This is a genomic window from Streptomyces boluensis, assembly GCF_009908195.1.
GTDB classification, from domain to species: Bacteria; Actinomycetota; Actinomycetes; order Streptomycetales; family Streptomycetaceae; genus Streptomyces; species Streptomyces boluensis.
Window position 1 is genome coordinate 1 of sequence record NZ_JAAAHS010000133.1, and the last position, 17,455, is coordinate 17,455.

General features: G+C 65.6%; 15 protein-coding genes and 1 pseudogene. 7 read left to right on the forward strand and 9 right to left on the reverse strand.

Features of this window, described 5'->3' with window-relative positions; genetic code table 11:
• From GUY60_RS38520 to GUY60_RS18195, 3 genes and pseudogenes are all read left to right on the forward strand, one after another.
• Positions 1-205: pseudogene (locus GUY60_RS38520) on the forward strand (GNAT family N-acetyltransferase); the annotation flags it as partial.
• 362 nt (positions 206-567) lie between these two features.
• Positions 568-1,986: a PIN-like domain-containing protein gene (locus GUY60_RS18190; RefSeq protein ID WP_161699093.1), complete on the forward strand. Its 1,419-nt coding sequence runs from the start codon at positions 568-570 to the stop codon at positions 1,984-1,986.
• A gap of 85 nt (positions 1,987-2,071) precedes the next feature.
• Positions 2,072-2,668: a KpnI family restriction enzyme N-terminal domain-containing protein gene (locus GUY60_RS18195; protein WP_161699094.1), complete on the forward strand. Its 597-nt coding sequence runs from the start codon at positions 2,072-2,074 to the stop codon at positions 2,666-2,668.
• A gap of 59 nt (positions 2,669-2,727) precedes the next feature.
• Here the strand turns inward: GUY60_RS18195 and GUY60_RS18200 are convergent, their stop codons facing one another.
• Both GUY60_RS18200 and GUY60_RS18205 read right to left on the reverse strand, forming a co-directional pair.
• Positions 2,728-4,059: a DNA cytosine methyltransferase gene (locus tag GUY60_RS18200; protein ID WP_161699096.1), complete on the reverse strand. Its 1,332-nt coding sequence runs from the start codon at positions 4,057-4,059 to the stop codon at positions 2,728-2,730.
• A 227-nt stretch (positions 4,060-4,286) separates the two neighbouring features.
• The gene (locus GUY60_RS18205) at positions 4,287-4,976 is read right to left on the reverse strand and encodes a hypothetical protein (protein WP_223178701.1); all 690 of its coding nucleotides are present in this window, start codon (positions 4,974-4,976) and stop codon (positions 4,287-4,289) included.
• A gap of 122 nt (positions 4,977-5,098) precedes the next feature.
• On the opposite strand from GUY60_RS18205, the gene GUY60_RS18210 reads away from it, so the two are divergent.
• Genes GUY60_RS18210 through GUY60_RS39735 form a run of 3 tightly spaced genes read left to right on the forward strand, consistent with a single transcriptional unit; the run spans position 5,099 to position 9,175 of the window.
• Positions 5,099-6,505 (forward strand): ParB/RepB/Spo0J family partition protein, encoded by a 1,407-nt coding sequence (locus GUY60_RS18210; protein ID WP_161699098.1) that lies wholly within the window; start codon positions 5,099-5,101, stop codon positions 6,503-6,505.
• Entirely contained in the window at positions 6,505-8,334 is a 1,830-nt protein-coding gene (locus tag GUY60_RS18215; protein ID WP_161699100.1) for a DEAD/DEAH box helicase, read from the forward strand. Before GUY60_RS18210 ends, GUY60_RS18215 begins: the two co-directional genes overlap by 1 nt.
• Positions 8,324-9,175 (forward strand): protein NO VEIN domain-containing protein, encoded by an 852-nt coding sequence (locus GUY60_RS39735; protein ID WP_161699101.1) that lies wholly within the window; start codon positions 8,324-8,326, stop codon positions 9,173-9,175. The genes GUY60_RS18215 and GUY60_RS39735 overlap by 11 nt, the downstream gene beginning before the upstream one ends.
• Before the next feature lie 81 nt (positions 9,176-9,256).
• Here GUY60_RS39735 and GUY60_RS18225 read toward each other — a convergent pair whose 3' ends face one another.
• The 6 genes from GUY60_RS18225 to GUY60_RS18250 form a co-directional block, all read right to left on the reverse strand.
• The gene (locus GUY60_RS18225) at positions 9,257-11,260 is read right to left on the reverse strand and encodes a GmrSD restriction endonuclease domain-containing protein (RefSeq protein WP_161699103.1); all 2,004 of its coding nucleotides are present in this window, start codon (positions 11,258-11,260) and stop codon (positions 9,257-9,259) included.
• A gap of 219 nt (positions 11,261-11,479) precedes the next feature.
• Complete coding sequence (locus GUY60_RS18230) at positions 11,480-11,980, reverse strand: very short patch repair endonuclease (RefSeq protein ID WP_161699105.1); 501 nt, start codon at positions 11,978-11,980, stop codon at positions 11,480-11,482.
• Positions 11,981-12,815: 835 nt separating this feature from the next.
• Entirely contained in the window at positions 12,816-13,361 is a 546-nt protein-coding gene (locus GUY60_RS18235; RefSeq protein WP_161699107.1) for a class IV adenylate cyclase, read from the reverse strand.
• Positions 13,362-13,407: 46 nt separating this feature from the next.
• Positions 13,408-14,508 (reverse strand): radical SAM protein, encoded by a 1,101-nt coding sequence (locus tag GUY60_RS18240; protein WP_161699109.1) that lies wholly within the window; start codon positions 14,506-14,508, stop codon positions 13,408-13,410.
• Between the two features lie 78 nt (positions 14,509-14,586).
• Positions 14,587-14,724, reverse strand: coding sequence for a hypothetical protein (locus tag GUY60_RS18245; RefSeq protein WP_161699111.1), 138 nt, complete (start codon positions 14,722-14,724; stop codon positions 14,587-14,589).
• A gap of 101 nt (positions 14,725-14,825) precedes the next feature.
• Positions 14,826-15,233, reverse strand: a complete 408-nt coding sequence (locus GUY60_RS18250) for a hypothetical protein (RefSeq protein ID WP_246235200.1) — start codon at positions 15,231-15,233, stop codon at positions 14,826-14,828.
• Positions 15,234-15,439: 206 nt separating this feature from the next.
• Here GUY60_RS18250 and GUY60_RS18255 point away from each other — a divergent pair, with 206 nt between their 5' ends.
• Positions 15,440-16,714, forward strand: a complete 1,275-nt coding sequence (locus GUY60_RS18255) for an NsdA family TPR-like regulatory protein (protein WP_161699113.1) — start codon at positions 15,440-15,442, stop codon at positions 16,712-16,714.
• Here GUY60_RS18255 and GUY60_RS18260 read toward each other — a convergent pair.
• Positions 16,695-17,354, reverse strand: a complete 660-nt coding sequence (locus tag GUY60_RS18260) for an HAD family hydrolase (protein WP_161699115.1) — start codon at positions 17,352-17,354, stop codon at positions 16,695-16,697. The genes GUY60_RS18255 and GUY60_RS18260 overlap by 20 nt on opposite strands.
• Positions 17,355-17,455: the final 101 nt, after the last annotated feature.

Below are 17,455 nucleotides of genomic sequence, written 5' to 3' on the forward strand. Positions count from 1 at the left end.
CCCTCAGGGCCTGGGCCGCACCCTGCTCTCCGAACTCGCCGCGGACGCGCCGTCGGGCCGCGCCTGGGTCCGGATGTCCCGCCACGCGGAGAGCGCGGTGGCGAGCTACCGGAGGCTGGGGTGGCGGGAGGTCGCGCCGTTGCCGGGAGTGGGGAACGGGGTGGTGGTCCTTCTTTCGCCAGGGCACCCGGCTACGGCGGCGTAGGCCCTTCCCAGAGAGGTGTTGTCCGGCGCCCCAACGAGGGCGACATCCTCGGCGACGTCAGGGCGAAGTCGATGCCACCGTGTGCTGCGGGCACTTCGCAATCCCGGAAGCGGGGGACACCGCTGGTGCAACTGGCTTGGACACCCAGATCTGTGATGACAACACCGGGCGGCCTGGGAAGCAGATGCCGGTGAACACCCTGCGACCGTCTCGCGGGGCGCACTGGCTGGGGCCAGAAGGGGCTCCGTCTCTGCGCCGCGCCACCGATGCATCCGGCTCCTGGCAATCTCTTGCTTCACGCTCCAGTGAATATGCCAGGATGATTCACGGATCAGATCAGTGAGTTCGCAGGGGGATGAGGAATGGCCGATCCGGCGCTGATACAGCGGTTCCACGCGTGGCTTCAGCCCGCACCTTCTCCGGAGGACGACGCCCGCTGCGCGTTCTACCAGGACTCACTGATCGTCTTGGACACCAACGTGCTGCTCAGCCTCTACGAGTACACCGCTGAGTCGCGTGAGGAGGTCTTCTCTGCCTTGGAGCAGGTCTCGGGGCGACTGTGGATGCCGTACCAAGTCGGACTCGAGTTCGTCCGTGGTCGGCGCAGTGCGCTGGAGTCCCGCAGGAGGGTGCTCACAGAGGCTGCGAAGTCCGTCAATAGCAAGATGATGGCCGCGCGCAGGGCCATCGTTGAGGCGAGGGCGACTGTCCAAAAGCAGCTTGAGAAGTACGCTCGGATGCCTGAGGAGATAGCCGCTCTGGAGGAACTGGCGAGCGAGAGCGCCGTGGAGCAACATCTCGCCCCGTATTTCAGTGCTTTCAAGGAGCAGCTCGACAAGCTCAAGTCCGGGCACGACCTCGCCCCGGTTTCGGTGGACCAGGGTGACCCCATTCTGCCGAGGGTGGCGCACCTCTACGGTGACCGGGTTGGCGATCAGCCGGACGACAATGTGCTGCGCGACCGGTTGGACGAAGCTGTAGCGTTCCGTTTCCCCAACGAGATCCCTCCAGGGTTCGCAGACATGGGCAAGGAGACTCCGTTGCGCTCGGCCGGTGACTTCCTGCTGTGGGAAGAGATTGTCGAGCACGTCTCGACCCTGCCCCACAGCAGCCGACGGGTGCTCCTCGTCTCCAATGACACCAAAGGGGACTGGTACGCCAACAGCAATGGTGGGCCTCGGCCCTGGCCGGCACTGGTGGACGAGCTGCGGCGCCGCGCGGGTGCTGAGCTGCGGTTGGAGACGCAGCCGGACTTCTATACAGGCATTGGGAAGTACCTGCACGCTGATCTCGCGGCGGACACCTATCGAGAGATCAAGCGTGTTTCGGAGACGTTCGATCCTCCTGCGCTCGACAGCGACTCAGTGATCACTGAGGAGACTGCCCCGCAAGTAGCGCCTCTCGGCGGGCTGCTGGACATGGCATTTCGGTCGGCTGGTCTGACCTCTCCGTCTGTGCGCGCCCTGATGGAGTCGCTTTCCCCGGCCCACCGGCTTGCGCAATGGTGGCTGATCGGAGTGACCGCTCAGCTCCAGCGGCGGGAGCTGACCGAGGGGGAGCCCAGCGTCGAACTCGCAGCTGCCGTCCGCGGACCCAAGGCGCCCACAGCTGAGTGGCAGCCAGGCAGAGTGCTGCCGCCCGGTGAGTGGATTCACCGAGAGTCCACATGGATCGCACCGTGGTTCCTGGACCTACTGGGGGCAACACCACCCGCCGACCGAGCAGTTCTCAGCGTGCTCGCTGCGGAGCAAGCCTCTGAAAACCGGCGACCTGCTCGCTGAACAGGAAGGCCGAGCAGCCGCCGGTATCTGCACCGGAACTGACAGCTTCGCGCCGCCGTAGTCAACAACGAGAAGGGGTACTGTCTTGCCTGCCGAGAACGACGAGCAATTCGAGTCCTGGAAGGCACTCAAGCCGGGATCGGCCTATGCCGTGAAGGAGCTCAGGGACGTCTTTGAGGCAGACGACGCGTCGCCAGAAGAACTCATCGACACCTACTTGTTCGCCAAGCGCTCGCTGGCCAGGTCCATGCAGGCGCTGCTGCTATCGCAACTGCCTGCCGAATGCGATGAGTTCCGTGAGGTGTGTGAGCGCATCCGCGAGGAAATGGTCAACCGATACGCCGACCGAATCCCCGAGCGGTTCCTCAAGGTCCCGTATGGCAGCCAGGCCCATGAGCTCCTCTTCGCGATCCTCATGCGCAGTGTCGGCAAGCCGGTCGACAGCGCCCTGCTCCGTGTCTCGACCAGCGACAATGTCCATACAGAACGACGCACAAGAGAGCTCCGGGAACTCGGGCTTAGCATCGCGACGTCAGAGGTAGACGGCAACCAGTTCTACACGCTGGTCGACCTGGAGGTCGACTCTGCGGTGATCCCCAGCCTTGTCGCGAAGGTGATCGGCAAGTCGACGGCACTCACAAGTGCTCACAAGCGCGACTTGATTGCCAAGTTGCCAGAGTGAGGGCCCAGCTGCGGTTCGGCATGCAGCCCCTGGTCCACCGGCCGACCCGTCCCGGACTATCAGCTGATCTTGGCTCGCTGTTGCGCGAAACTGTCGTGTCGCTGGTGGTTGTCTTGGCCGATGAATGCCTTGAACTCGCCAACGCGGTAGGCGATAGCCCCGTTTGACCGTGTTTCAGTGGTCAGCTCGAAGTCATGGCCGAGGTGGTTCAGGTGGCGCTCGACATCAGGCTGATCCATCCGCGTGCCACGCTTGGCAAGCCTGTCAATAATCTGATCGACCGTCAGTGACCGGACTTCGCCGCGAAGCAGCTTGTACACAGGGTCGAGGACAGAGTCGGTCGCCTCGACGAGAGGCTTCGGCTCGCCTTTCTGCAAGATTGCATTCCGGATCGAGTCGCCCAGCGCCTTCGCGACGGGCGGAGGGAAGGCGTTGCCGATCTGGCGGTAGACCGCAGTCTTGCGGCCAGGAAACTCCCACCGGAAGTCCTCGTCGCCCCAGCCCTGGATGCGGGCCACCATCGCAGTGGTGAGCTTGGGGCCCGGGGCGCCCTCGGCGGGCCGCCATCCCTTCTCCGGCGGAGCGTCCCTGACGCCCATCGCATCCACGCCCAGTTCGGCCCAGGCCCGCTTAGCGCGGGTCGGGCCGAGGTCGGCGCCGCCGTGCCTCTTCGAGCCGCCGACGATCGTGGGGGCAATGGCGTCGGCCTTCTTGACCCACTCCTCGACTTGCTCCGGCTCCCAGCCGTTGCTGCCCATAAGGTCCCTGAGGAGCTCGCCCACAGACTTAGGTTCTTCACTCTGCGGCTCGGGCCACGTGAAGTACCTGGCGTACTGAGGCTGGAGGGCGACGAGAACGAAGCGGGGCCGGAGCTGGGACACGCCGAATTGGTTTGCCTGGAGCAGCTTCCATTCGGCGACGTAGCCGTGGTCATGCAGCCTGTCGAGGACGGCTTGACGGTAGCCCGCGAACCGGTTGGCGCTCAGTCCCCTCACGTTCTCAAGGAGGAGAGCTTTGGGCTGGGTCTTTCCGCAGAGTTCTACAGCCCAGGCGAAAAGGTCGCGCTCGTCTGCTGTGCCCAGCTGCTTTCCCGCGATGCTGAAAGGGGGGCAAGGAACACCCCCTGCCAGTAGGTCCAGGTTGTCGCACTCCTTGGGATCCAAGACCTCGGAATCAGCGACGTCCCCGATACGAACGGTGTCGTCTGCCTCTTCCGCGCTGTAGCCGAGGAACTCCACCAGGTTGTGCTTCAAGGTCGCGGCAGCATGCCTGTCCAACTCCACTGCGAGGCGGTGGCGGAATCCAGCCCGTTCCAAGCCGAGCGTCTGGCCCCCGGCGCCGGCGCAGATCTCGACAACCTCGAGCGGCTCGCTGCCCTTCGATGCTGACATTCCGATCTCCTTCCAAGCGCGCAGGCTAGGCCAGCGCAGGGGCGGCGGGACTCAACCGCCCGCTTCGCAGTAAACATCCGACGAAATACGGGCCCCGCGCCAGCACAAGCCGCCGATCTTCGGCGGCAGCTGATCAGGATAGCGAGCCGGATGAGGTGGCGAAGTCTACGGGGAACCGCTGACATGCCCGAATCCACGGCCTCGTGCGCCCGGTGCGTACGGGACGGTCAATCCTCCAGCGCTGCCCGCACCTCGTCGCGGGCGTCAGCGGGAAGGCGCCGGTACGCGGTCCATGCCCGGTCTAGTGGTGTGGAGCCGCGCCTCCCGCGTTCGATCCATCGCAGGAGCCGACGCTGGTCGCCAGGGTCCAGCCCCTTCATATGGGCGACGGCTTCATCGGCCCGAGCGGGGCCGCCGTAGTTACCGGCTCGGCAGCGCTTGCACTCTGTTACTAGCAGGGTCTCTTCCCGGCCATCGGGAAGTACTGTTTCGCGACGGGTAACGGACAGCACGGCAGTCTGGTGTGAGTCGTCGACGTACTCCTCCCCGCCGGAGATGCCGCAGATCGTGCACATGTAATGATCGCGGACCATGGCAGCTTGCTTCTCTTTGCTGGAGACAGCCTTCTGCGGTGCTGCAGCCCGCCGGGCCGCCGGATCCCAGACAGGAACGCCGGCCTTGACGAAGCGCTGGTCTTCTGCCGTCAGCGTCGCGTCTTCAGAGTTGGTCCGCAGTACCCATCCGTAGTCCCTCAGGTCGCGGATGCGGCGGTCGGCCTGGGACACGCCGGGGAAAGCGTCTCGGACCTGCCCTTTCGTGTACGTGTTCCCCTCGCCGATGACCTGCACCAGCCAGAGTGCTCCGCGGATCATGGTCCCGGCCTTGAGCTCGGGGTCGTCCCATGCAGGGAAGGGCACTGCTCACTCCGTTCTCCGACGCCAGCCGATTTTCTATGATCGCAGGTCGGTTGTCAGTGGCTCCTGCCATGATGCACATCGAGAGAAATGCATGATCATCTGGGCTGCTTGGAGACTCTGCTATGGCTGTGAATTTCGGCGTCCCGCCCCTGGGCGAGACGATCCGCTCCCTTGTCGAGGAACGCCTCAAGGCAGCCATGAGTGAGCAGGGCGCCAAGATCACAGTCGAGTGGAGAGGTGAGCAGAAGCACCTGCATGTGATCTCCATGCCGGTGGACATGCTCTACTTCAACCCTGATACCCACCGCATCCGCGCGCAGCGGACCCTGGAGCCGGAGCGCAACCGGATCCTTGAAGAGGAGCCATGGGGTGAGGGCGCTCAGAACTATCTGTTCGACCTCCTGCGCCGCGATCCCGCGAATCCGAACCAGACAGACTCTGACTACACCGCACTCCAGGATGAGCTGGATGATTTCGGTCAGAAGGAGCCCGGAATCATGAGCCCGCTCGGCATCATTGTCGACGGGAACACGCGCTGCGCTGCCCTCAGGGAACTGGGAGTCAAGGACATCAGGGTCGGTGTCCTACCTGAGGACACCTCCCGCCGCGATATCAACAGCGTTGAGCTAGCCCTGCAGCTCCGCAAGGACAAGCGGCGCGACTACTCGTACATCAACCGGCTCATCGCCATCGAAGACGAACTCTCCAGCGGCCGCCGCGAGGAAGACGTCGCCCGGGACTTCAACATCAAGACCACGACTCTTCAACAGGACCGCTGGGTCTTCCAGTTGATCGACGACGCGATCGACCGCAGCAGTACCGAGCACGGTGCAGCCTTGCGCCTGGTGGACTTCGAGGATCACCAGGAGAAACTGCGAGAGCTCCAGCGTGATTTCACCAAGCTGGCCAAGACTGACACCGAGGCGGCCGAGCAGCTCAAGGAGTCGCGGCTGGCCATGGTCGTTCTGAACTACCCGAAGACGTCTGTGCGTTTGGCGGAGTCTGACTTCCACGCCCGGTACTTGGATGAGCGGCTTCCCGACGACCTGCGTCCGGCCTCCCAGGAGTCGGCCGCATTGGAGATCCCCGGCCTGCCTGGTGTCGTGGTTGAAGACGCCTCTGCGGCCGTCAAGACCACGCGGGCCCTGACCGACGCGCTCCTGCAGGCCAAGGCCGTGACGGTGACCAAGCAGTTGGGGGAGCCGGGCGTCGCTGAAGCTGACAACACGATCAAGACGGCACGCAAGACCTTCGACGTCGCCGTGAAGCTCGCCGGCGCCAATGTCGAGCTCAGGAAGCGCCAGATCGCTGTGCCGGAGCGTCTCACTGACGCAGCGGACTATGTGAACCAGTGCGTCAAGGAGTTCGCCGACGCCAAGGCGAAGCGCGCCCTGGATGAGGACGCCTTCGACGACGCGCTGCTCACCCTGCGCACCAGCCTCTCGCACTTGGCCAAGCAGGCACGGCGCACCTTCAGCTCACCCGGCGACGGTGTGGCCTGGCTGCTCGACGCCACGCGGGAGAAGTGATGGCGTCGGCCGACGCGCCCAGTCTCGAGATCGGCTTCGGGGAAGGTGTCACCAGGGCGCGACTGCAGGCTGGGGACGGTCGCGAGACTGACCTTCGCCGTCTTGCACTGCGTTTCCGCAGTGGTGTGCAGCGCTCTCCTAGCACGCTGGAGGTGGAGATCGACGACCTCCTGACCAACCTTGCCGCCCTCGGAACGTGGCCGCAGCCTCGCAGCGTGGTCTGGGACCCTCAGCTGGCTCGGCTCGCTACTGATTCAGCTCAAGACGCACAGGCGGTTGCCAAGCAGCTTGATCCGGCAGCCGACAGCACGCCGGCCGTCGACCCTTCTCGGATCGAGGACATGCTCGGTCCCGAGTGGACCGCTGACCTCACACCGTTCCAGCGGCGGGACATCGCGAAGCTGCTGTCGCTGCGTCACGGCGCGAACTTCTCTGTGCCGGGAGCCGGGAAGACGCGCGTCGGTCTCGCCGTTTTCCAGGCCCTACGGCGGACTAAGGGAATCGAGCGGCTTCTCATCGTTGGGCCGAAGTCCTGCTACGAGTCGTGGCAGTACGAGAACGAGACGTGCCTGGAAGAACCGCTGAGCATGGCGGTGCACTCCCGTGATGTCGACCCAGCCGCAGACGCGATCATCGTCAACTACGAGCGGCTCGCCAGTTCTGTGAACGAGCTGGGCCACTGGCTGGCCGCCCGTCCGTCGATGTTGCTGCTCGACGAGGCACACCGCATGAAGCTCGGAGCTAACGGAACCTATGGGGCGGCTTGTCTCGCCCTCGGCCCGCGCAGCCATCACCGGCTCATCCTCACCGGTACGCCGGCGCCAAACGGAGTTCGGGACTTGGAGAACCTCTTCGGTTTCGTTTGGCCGGGCCATGGGCGTCAGAAGGTCACCAAGGCAGTCGGGGGCGGGGACCTCGCCAAGGCCAGCAAGGCCCTGCGTCCGCTGTTCACCAGAACCACTAAGGACGAGCTCGGGCTCCCGCCGGTAACCACATCCCTCGTACCTGTGCCTTTGCCGCCCCTCCACCAGGAGGTGTACGAGGCTCTCATTGGCCGCTTCTCCGCCCGTGCTGCGGGTTCCGAGGGTGACTTCCGGGCCCTCGGGAAGATCATTGTCTATATGCTGATGGCCGCAACCAGCCCGGCACTCCTGGCAGTTGGCACAACACGGTACGAGCCGCTGTCCTACCAGGTACCGCCGTTGGCGGTGCCCGACGGAACGCCGTTGTTCGAGCTCATGCAGGACTTGCCGAGCTATGAGCTGTCGCCGAAATATCAAGAGGTCCTGGCAATCGTCAACAGGAACGCTCAACAGGGCCGCAAGACACTTGTCTGGTCGACGTTCATCCGCAGCCTCAACACTCTCGAGCGCATACTCGGTGAATTCTCACCCGCGATGGTTCATGGTGGGACGGAGGATCGGGAGGCCGAGATTGACCGGTTCCGAAACGACCCCGACTGCATGGTGTTGCTCTCGAACCCGGCCACTCTTGGCGAGGGCATCAGCTTGCACCACCACTGCCACGACGCGGTCTACGTTGACCGGGACTTCGCCGCCGGCCGCTTCCTCCAGAGCCTCGACCGGATCCACCGCCTCGGCCTCGCACCCGAAACCGAGACGCGAATTACTGTGCTCGCCGCCGAGGGAACTATCGATGAGGTCGTAGACCAACGGCTCGGCGACAAGCTCCAGTTCATGGGGCGGATCCTCGACGACGCGGCGGTCCAGCAGCTCGCCGACCTCGAGGAGGAGCCCGCCATCGGCGGCGGTCTCGACCATGGCGACCTGCAAGCACTGATGGGCCACCTCCGTGCCCGTGCCGCCTGAACCGGTCCTGCGCGCGGCAGTCCGCTGGCTGGACCGGCTCCCTGCCAGCGGCGCCGCGCAGATCCGCGCCCTCTTCACCGCACACCGCGATTTCAGCGACATCACTCCGACCCAGTACGAAGCTGCGTACACATGGCTGCAGGCCGCCGGGCTCCTCGATGACCTGCAAAGCAGCATCCCTGGGCCCCGCCGCATCTTCGACGCCGCGATCGCGCACAGCGGCGCCCCCTGGCTCCCAGACGCCGACCTGCTCGTCCGCAGCCCGGACGAGCTTCCTGACGACGTCCTGCGCGCCGCCTCGTCACTCGGCCTGGACGAAGTCGAGGCATTCAGACACCTCGGGTCTGCATGGGGCAAGTTCGACGCACGTGAGCGCGAGCGGATAGGAGCAGCAGGCGAATTGGCCCTCGTAGACTTGCTGACAAATTCAACTACGGCCCGCGTCGAGCATGTTGCAGCTTGGTCCGACGGATTCGGATACGACATTGCTGTCCACTCCGCCCACCACCCCGGGCACCTGGAGGTCAAGTCCACGACTCGACGCGGACGTCTCACCGTCTTCCTCTCCCGCAACGAGTACGAGACCATGCGGCGCGACCCGCACTGGGAACTCGTCGCCATCCGCCTCACGGCAGACCTGGAGCCCGAGGCGGTCGCCGCCATTCCGAAGGAGTGGATCGCAGAGCAGGCGCCGACTGACCAGAGCCCGCAGGGGCGTTGGGAGTCGTGCCGCCTGGACGTGCCTCCCGACGTGCCCGTGCCAGGAATCCCTCGCCTCGCCCCAGTGCTCGTCAGCGGCGGCTCGGAGCTCCTCGACGGCACCGCTGGGTGGCCGGGCTAGCCAGCGCGGCCAAGCGGAGACCGGCCGTCGAGGATGTGTCCGGCAACGGCCTCTGGCGGGGCTGCATGCGGAACCGGACCTTCACACCCGGGTACCCGCGTTCGAGAGCAGGAACTCCTCAGTCTCCGCAAGCCATTGCTCGTCTGTGGGATCAGGGCACTCGTCCAGGGGGAGCGCGTCGTCGAATGCCTGCTTGACCACGGACCGCCACTGGTCGAGCGAAGCGCGGATCAGGAATGGGCCGACCGCGAAGGTGACGATCCCTTCATCGTCAATGCGCATGGCGGCCGCCTCATCACCCACCGGGACGTCACTCGCCAGCCCAGCGGACGCTGCGTCGAGCGCTGCTTCCAGCTCGCTCCGGTAGATCCAGCCAATCCACCGCTGACCCTGCAGCTCAGCATCAGCGACCAGAACCGACCGCCCACTGCCTGCGTAACCGCTGAGTTCCAGCGACCGGCCTTCCTGACCGTCGGCCGATATCCCGCCACCACCGAGGAATTCCGGCCTGAACCGGTCGAGGAGCGCTGTGATGCGTTCAGCCAGTAGCTCTCTGCGGGCCGAGAGGAACTTCCGGTAAGAGACAGTCTCCAGCAGCGCGGGGTCGCTAGGGATAGCGTGCGCTGCCAGGTCACTGGCTGCTACATCCTTCACGTAGGCCGCTGGTGCGCGGCTTCCAATCATGTTCTTTGCTGTGTACTGGGATACGAAGACAATGTTCGCCAGCTCGTTGATCTCCGCTGACGAGAACTTGCCGCGGTGGCCATGCAGGGTCACCGCCGGGTGGACGAGGCTGTACTGCGGCTTTCCCGAACCGTCGACAGATGCCGAGACGAGTTCGCCGTCCCACCAGTCCACGGCGTCGGCGTGGGCTGCCGCAAGGTAGCTGAACATGAGGTACGGGCTCTGGTGACTCCGGCCGACCAGGTCGTCGGCCGCGACGGAAATACCGATCCCGCCGATTCCGACGTTGGACAGGAGGCCCTTCACCGGGGTCTCGGAGCCGAGTACCTTGATGTCCTGGGTGAGCGCAGTATCAGTCGCGCCTCCGTACCGATTGCGGGCCGTGGCGGCCATGAACCAGTACAGCAGCCCGTTTTCGATGCTCTCCGGTATCTCCCCGTCGTTGGGCTGGCGCCCGTAGTAGACGATCAGCGGGTGGAGAGCTGCCAGGGATGGGATGAGCGAGGTCGTCGGAACCAGAAGCTTCTCCTGGAGCATCGGTACGACCTTGGACAGCCCGCGCTGGACCTTCGCCCACCCCTCCTCGACGGACTCCGCACTTGCTGCGGTCAGCTTGGCTACCGATGAAAGCCGCTTGCCGGAGATGGATAGGTTCAAGGTCAGGGCCTTGATGAGGAAGTTGACGTCGAGAGCGCCGTAGCCGCGCGCGGCCCAGCGCGCCGACTCCGCCTCCAACTGCCCCAGAAAGCCAGGCGCTCGGGCGGACAGTGTGGCCAGGGCCAGATCTGTGGTCTTCAACGCTCGGCCGCCGCTGTTCACCCGTACGAAGATCTCTGCGACTTCCTCGTAATCGAAGTCGTGCAGGACCTCCATGTGGAAGTCGCGCTGAGTGATCTTCTGGAGTGCGCTCAGGCGATGGCCGATCTCCACGTCGGGGATGTCCAGCCCCGTGGACTTGAGCTCGCTGTGCACCATGAAGACATCGGCATCCGGCCCGACGACGTCGTAAACCTTGATCCACTTCTTGTTGCGGCGAGTGGCGGCGCTCTGATTCTGGAAGGCCTCGGTCTCGATGTTGAAGACGACCTGGGCTTCCGCATGGTCGGTGAGCACCCGGAACAGAGAGGTGAGCCGCTGCTGTCCATCGAGGAGGTAAAGGGGGATTACGCTCGCCAGCGCCTGGGGAGCACCGATAGCCGCCCCCCGGGTCTCGGCCACGTGCGCTGTCTTCCAGAACAGCAGCGACCCAGCCGGGTAGCCGCGGTACAGGGACTCGATGAGTCGTGCGACCTGCGACGCCTTCCAGACGTATCCGCGCTGGATCTCCGGAAGTTTGATCTCCCCGGCGGCAATCTGGCTGATGAGCGTCCGGACGTCCCGGTTGGTGCGTTCAACTGCCATGCCTTCGGTGCCCCACCCTCCCCTGGTGCGAAGCCGTGCCCAGCGGCTCCGGGTCGTTGTCCTGACTGCGGCGATGGCAGCAGCATCAAGTGAGATTCCCCGGCCGCCATAAACTGCAGGGCACACAGGGTATGTGAGGAAGCGGTCAGCCTGCCCCGAGGAGTGCCGCACTGGGGGCGAAATGAGACGCAGGACGATCGCCAGCCGTTTTGGGATCTCTCACGACTTCCAACGCTCCGAGTTCGTGCGCCTGGCCGCCGCCGCTGCCCGCCGCGCCGTTACTGCCTCGCAGACAACGCTGCAGCACGCCTCCGCGGAATCGTGCTCCCAGAATCGCAGCACCAGCCAGCCGGCTTCAGCCAGCCGCGCGTCAGTGTCCCTGTCGCGCTGCATGTTGCGCCCGATCTTCTCGCGCCAGTAGTCGGGGTTGGTCTTCGGCAGTACGAAGTGTTCGGGGCAGCCGTGCCAGAAGCAGCCGTCGATGAAGACTGCGACGCGCGTCGGGCGGAACACCAGGTCCGCGGTGCGGCGCAAGTCGGGAAGCGGCTTGGCGGCGACTCGATACCGAAGCCCTGCCGCATGCACAAGGGACCGCAGGGCCCGCTCGGGGCTGGTGTCCCGGTTGCGGTTGCCGAGCATGCTGCGCCGATTGGCAGCGGAGGATGCCCAGGATCCCTTCGGAGGATTCCACGGCTCAGGTTCTGAGGGCTGCTTGCTCATGACCGCAAAAATTCTAGAGGGCTCTGCTGTCCGGCCGCGATTCGCGATGGCGGCGAGCCGGACAGATACGCGGCAGCGAGTGCAGGGCCCATTCACCTACGGCGTCCGCACGGAATGGTGGGCGGCATGTTGCGTGAACCAGCTCAATTCGCCATCGCCGACGACGGGAGCCTGTGGCTCCCGCTCGGTCTCCTCGCCGAGGCGGGGCCCTCAGGCAGCCGGCGTCCTCGCACACAGCTGTGGCGGGCCGCGTTGTCCCGCGCCGCGAGGAGGGTGCGGTTGCCGAGCTGTTGGGGTGGTGGGGAACGTGAGTAACTCTCTGCAGGCACCTGCCTGCCAGGCTCAGCGGCTGCAGTGGCGAACCATCGGGATCGGCACGGCCAGGCACGCGCTATCACTGACAGCGCTGGACGCTGGGGCAGACCGATGCCCCAGCCCTCCACAACACAGACGGAGGGGCCGGGCAGGCCAATCTGGCTAGATAGTGAGGGGCGCGGGGCTGGATTCTCGCGCAGAGGCGGTGAGACGCGCACCTCGGCTCTCTGCCACGCGAAGGGCATCCTTGAGTGACTCGCTCAACCTCCTGGCAAGGTCACGGAGTTCACTGGAGGGAATGTCTGGATCGCCGAGTAGGTCGGCAGCATGCTGGAGCAGTTCAGCTCCCATGTAGAGCTGGACGTTACTCGGTGCCGTCGGCGACATGGGACAGGTGGTCGGTCCCGTCGCCGATGAGCTAGCACGGCTTCCGCGGCAGTCCACGGGAGGAGCCGCGGGATGTCTGATGCACTCATCTCGCCCTGCCTTCTGTCGTTCTCGGGAACGAGAGAGGTCGCCGCTAAGTGAAGAGCAGGGTGGACTCAGCGAGGATGTCCCTACCCACCTCGCTCCTGTAGATCAGGTCGATGCTGCCGAAGCGGGCCTCGGTGTAGTCGAGGCCGAGTTCTGCCACGGCCTTCCGGACGGCTTCCTCGGAGCCCGCCTCGATCTCCAGGAATGTGGGGAGGTCGGGCCAGGTGTCGAAGTCGTAGGTGACGCCTCCGAGTTGCCACTCCTCGCGGTAGTTCTGCTGGTACCGCACCTGGCGCAGGCCGAGGGCCCCGAGGAGTTCCGCGGTGCGTACGAGATCGCTGACCTCGATCTCGATCTCGGTGGTGCCGTTGATGTGTGTGGCGTCGCTGACCTGCTTGAGTGTCAGTGTCGTCTTGCCACCTTCGTCTCGAAGGCGGAGCCACTGCTCGCCCTGGACGCCGTCGTTCTCGAAGATGAGACGGGTGAACATGGTCTTGTCGAAGGTCCGCTGGGCTCCGGCTGCCCGCAGCTGCTCGCGGACGGCGTCGACGTCGATCGCCAGGAACTTCGCTTCGTATTCGTGCTGAGCCAACGCTCTCTCGCTCTCGGTGAGTTGTCGGTCGAGGTCAAGGTCAAGGTCAAGCGGTCAAGTCGTGCAGGTCCTGCTCACGCATCTTGCGGATTTCGGCGCACATCTCACTGCCCACGAACTCTTCCACGGGCAGGCAGAGGTCCATGCGCTGTATGCAGACACCAACGTGGAACGTGCCGTGCGGGTCGCGGTACAACCGGACGCCGTAGTAGCCCTCTTGGCAGTCGGTGCTGTTGTTGAAGCGGCAGCCCGTGCAGGTCTCGGGTAACCGCAGGGGACGTATGTGCTTGACGAGTAAGGGCCGGCCGTTGGGGAGCCGGTAGGCGATACGGAACCCAGAGGTGCCCGCGATCAGCCGTATCGCTTCCGGTTGGGCGTCGAGCTCCTTCAGGAGCTGGTCGACCGCGTCCAGGGAGGCGTCTCCGTCAGCCAGCGAGGTCAGGACTCTCACGGACAGCCGCGGGGAGTACTTCTCAAGGAGTCGGTGGACCCGGCGGACGTGGGTGTGGTCGGGGATGACGATGTTCGCCCGTGCTCCGGTGCCGAGGGCCAGGGCCAGGGCCAGGCGGATCGACTCGTCCAGGGCTGTGATCTTTCGCGCGGCGCGCTGCCGGGAGCGGTAGGGAGTGCCCTGGACCTGAGCGAGTTCCCCGGTCGTCGTGCCGAAGATCGAGAAGTTGATGTGGTCGAGGCCGCCCCGTACGCACTCCGGCAGGGCTCGCGCACCGTTCTCGCCGTTCGAGGTGATGCTGGCTTTGTAACCAGCGTCCTTCGCCAGCGAGATGATCTGCGGCAGCCGCGGGTGCAGTGTCGGCTCCCCGCCGGTGAGGTGCACCTCGTCGAAGCCCAAGGCGTCGCGGAGCTGAGCGAGGGCCGCCCGGAACGCCTCGTCGGGCATGACGGGCGCAGTGACGAAGCTGGCCCCGTTCGTGCCGAGGTAGATGGAGACACGCCCCGAGCGACCGGCGGACGAGAAGGGGGCGGACCGGCGGCCGTGGTTGTCCGCACTCACCGGGGTGCCCTCGTTGTGGCAGAAGGTGCAGGTCATGCCGCAGGAGTCGATGACCTTCACACGTAGGGTCCGGTCCATCGAGACGCGTACGGGGACGTCACTGTCGATCTGTTGCAGGGCGCGGTGCTGGAACATGAGCCGCTACTCCTTCAAGACGGGAGTGGTTCATGGCACGGAGATGGGAGGAGGCCGCCGATCCGGACGGCCGACTCGTCAAGAAACGGGAGGGGACACGTCCGGCGTGGTGACCACCGCCCGCGCGTCAGCGACGGGTCCGATGTCGTCCTGGACCAGGTAGCCGAGACCGCCCACGGCGATCAGTGATCCGAGAGCCCAGATGGTGCTGAGCACCGTTCCGAGCACATCTCGCTCAGGGCTTGGGGCGGGGGCCAAGGCCCCTAAGCTCTGCCGGCCTCGGCCGGCATGCAGATAACCGGCATGCAGATGAAGGGTCATGTCGTCCCCGTGATCGCTGTTCCGAGCGGGGCCATGGCGTATTGCACAGCGATGCGGAGGGCGTCGACCTCGGTGATCAGCGCACCGTCGTCCGGCGGGATGCGCCAGTGCAGTCCCGGGCCTTGAACACGGTGCGTCGGCGGAACGACGAGGTAGTGGGTCAGACCGAGCGACCGCGTGCCGGGGACATCCCACGAGGCTGCGCTGCCGGTCGGTACGAACCAATACAGCGCAGGCTCGTCCTGGACGACGGCGCCGCTGGATGAACCGAGCAGCGTCAGTACCCGCAGGCCGGCGCTGTGCGGGACGCGCACCGCGTCCCAAGCGACGCCGGCAGCTTGGATCTTGTGGCCGCAGACGGTGTCCATCGAGAGCGTCTGCGGGTTCTCGCGTGGTCGCGACATGGCGTACGGGCTCCTAGCCGGGCAGAGGGCTGGAATGAGGAGCTGTCATCGTCGCGACCTCGAAGGTCCCCTTCGAGGGCTTAGAGAGGCCACCTGGAGGACATCAACAGGACTTCTATATAAGCCTCTTGGTGATTCTTGGGCTCAACTGGGACCTTGCATGGGACCCTCAAGCTAGAGCCCGTTTGCTTCACGGAGGTCCGCCCATGCCCCGGCCCATAGGCAACACCCGCCTCAAAGCTGCTCGCGTAGCGGCGGGGTACAACTCGCAACAGGCCCTGGCCGACGCCATCACCGCGACAGCACCCCAACTAGGTGTGCGTGGACTGGCAGTTGGTGTACGTCAGGTACGCCGATGGGAGTCCGCCAACCCTCCGTGGCCCCAACCCGATGTCCGCCGGGTTCTCACCCACCTGTTGGGCCAGGACGCCGAACAGCTCGGCTTCACGGCCCCCTGGTCCACAGGTCAGGCTCCCAACGACCTCGGCCGATCGGGCTCACCCAGCGCGCCGGTGCCCCGCGCTCACCGCACGACAGTCCCCGCACAAACCGTGGCGATCACTCAACCAGCAACGGTAGGCGCCGACTTCGAGGCGGTGACCCGGTCGCACCGGCACCTGTACTGGTCTGTCGCCCCGGCCACGCTCCACCCCGCCGTCCTCGAACACTCCCGGCTGGGCTGTGCCCTCCTCCCCGAAGTGGCCCCGGCAGTACGACCGCGTCTCGCGGCAGCCCTCGCCGAGACCTACCTACTGGCCGGACGTATCGAGTTCTTCGACCTGCGCGAACCCGACCAAGCCGGTGAGACAATGCTCCGCGCACTACAGGCAGCAGGAGAGGCAGACGATCCCCTCATGGGCGCCGCCGTGCTCGCCCACACCGCGTTCATTCCCGGCTGGTCCGGAGACCGAGAGGCGGCGGTGGAGCGCATGGTCGCAGCCCGCACCTACGCCCGCCGAGGCCCCGCATCCGCAGAATTCTGGGCGTGGCTCGACGCCGTCGAAGCCGAATGCGAGACCCGTTGCGGCAACACCCGCATCGCCCTGCACCTCATCGGCCACGCCGAAGACGTCCTCGCAGCCGACTCCGAATACGCCAACCCGGCATGGATGGACTGGTTCAGCCCGATCCGCTTGGCTGCCTTCAAAGGCAACACGCAACTGGAGGCCGGCCACTTCCCCCAGGCCCGGGTAACCCTCCAGCAAGTCCTCGAAGACCTGCCCCCCGAGTCCGACAAGCAACGCACCGTCGTCCTCGGCGACCTCGCCGCCGTCGAAGTCGCCGACGGCAACCCACAACAGGCATGCACCTATGCCGAACAAGCCCTCAACCAGCTCGCCATCACCTGGTACGCGACAGGAATGGACCGTGTACGCACGGTCCGGCGCACGCTCGCCCCGTGGCAGCACGAGCAGTGCGTACGGGACCTCGACGACCGGCTCTACGACTGGGGCACCACGGTCAGCGCTCTCCAGCGTTGAACTTCGCGATCCGCTCCGGCAGTTCGTCGAGCGAATCGATCCGCATCGTCGTGATCGCGTCCGCATCCGGGTCGTGCTGCTGGATGGTGCCCCAGGGGCCGCGCCGGATCAGCGCCGTGAGAAGACCGGCTTGCACGGCCGGGCGGATGTCATTGTCGAGCCGGTCGCCCACGTACAGGATCTCGCCCGGCTCGGCCGGCGTCGCCTCGATGACCTTCTCGAAGAACGCCACGTCCGGCTTCGACGCACCCCAGTCGTCGCTGGTCGCGATCAGGTCGGAAGGCAGATCGAGGCCGCGAAGGAGGCCGCCGGCGCGGACAGTCTGATTCCCCGCGATCCCCACCCAGAGCCCGGCCTCCCGCAACGCCGTGAGCGCCGGGCGCACGTCCGCGTACAGGTCGTCTTCGCCGAACCACTCGGGCTTGCCGGCCTCGGCCCGCCTCTCCCGTTCCTCGGTCAGATCGAAGCCTGGGCGGAACTCCTGGAACGTCTCGCGGTAGTCCCGCCCCTGCGCGATGACCGCCCCGAACATGGCCGCGAAGGTGTGCCGCGGCACCCCCAACCAGTCAGCCCAGGTCCCGTACTCACGGGTCTCGTCCACCAGGCACTCACCGACGTCGAACACCACTGCGCGAATCATGGGCGGAAGCGTAGAACACGGATCTGGCGCCAGCACCGGGTGGTTAGCGGTGTCTCAAACACCCCCATGGCACTCCAAATACCCCACCCCCGACCCACACC

What these genes read in the sequence shown, in the direction of transcription:
- GUY60_RS18215 (WP_161699100.1), top strand. Translation starts at nt 6,505, where the DNA reads ATGGCGTCGGCCGACGCGCCCAGTCTCGAGATCGGCTTCGGGGAAGGT.
- GUY60_RS18255 (WP_161699113.1), top strand. Translation starts at nt 15,440, where the DNA reads ATGCCCCGGCCCATAGGCAACACCCGCCTCAAAGCTGCTCGCGTAGCG.
- GUY60_RS18240 (WP_161699109.1), bottom strand. Translation starts at nt 14,508, where the DNA reads ATGTTCCAGCACCGCGCCCTGCAACAGATCGACAGTGACGTCCCCGTA.
- GUY60_RS18260 (WP_161699115.1), bottom strand. Translation starts at nt 17,354, where the DNA reads ATGATTCGCGCAGTGGTGTTCGACGTCGGTGAGTGCCTGGTGGACGAG.
- GUY60_RS18200 (WP_161699096.1), bottom strand. Translation starts at nt 4,059, where the DNA reads ATGTCAGCATCGAAGGGCAGCGAGCCGCTCGAGGTTGTCGAGATCTGC.
- GUY60_RS18210 (WP_161699098.1), top strand. Translation starts at nt 5,099, where the DNA reads ATGGCTGTGAATTTCGGCGTCCCGCCCCTGGGCGAGACGATCCGCTCC.
- GUY60_RS18230 (WP_161699105.1), bottom strand. Translation starts at nt 11,980, where the DNA reads ATGAGCAAGCAGCCCTCAGAACCTGAGCCGTGGAATCCTCCGAAGGGA.
- GUY60_RS18225 (WP_161699103.1), bottom strand. Translation starts at nt 11,260, where the DNA reads ATGGCAGTTGAACGCACCAACCGGGACGTCCGGACGCTCATCAGCCAG.
- GUY60_RS18250 (WP_246235200.1), bottom strand. Translation starts at nt 15,233, where the DNA reads ATGTCGCGACCACGCGAGAACCCGCAGACGCTCTCGATGGACACCGTC.
- GUY60_RS18190 (WP_161699093.1), top strand. Translation starts at nt 568, where the DNA reads ATGGCCGATCCGGCGCTGATACAGCGGTTCCACGCGTGGCTTCAGCCC.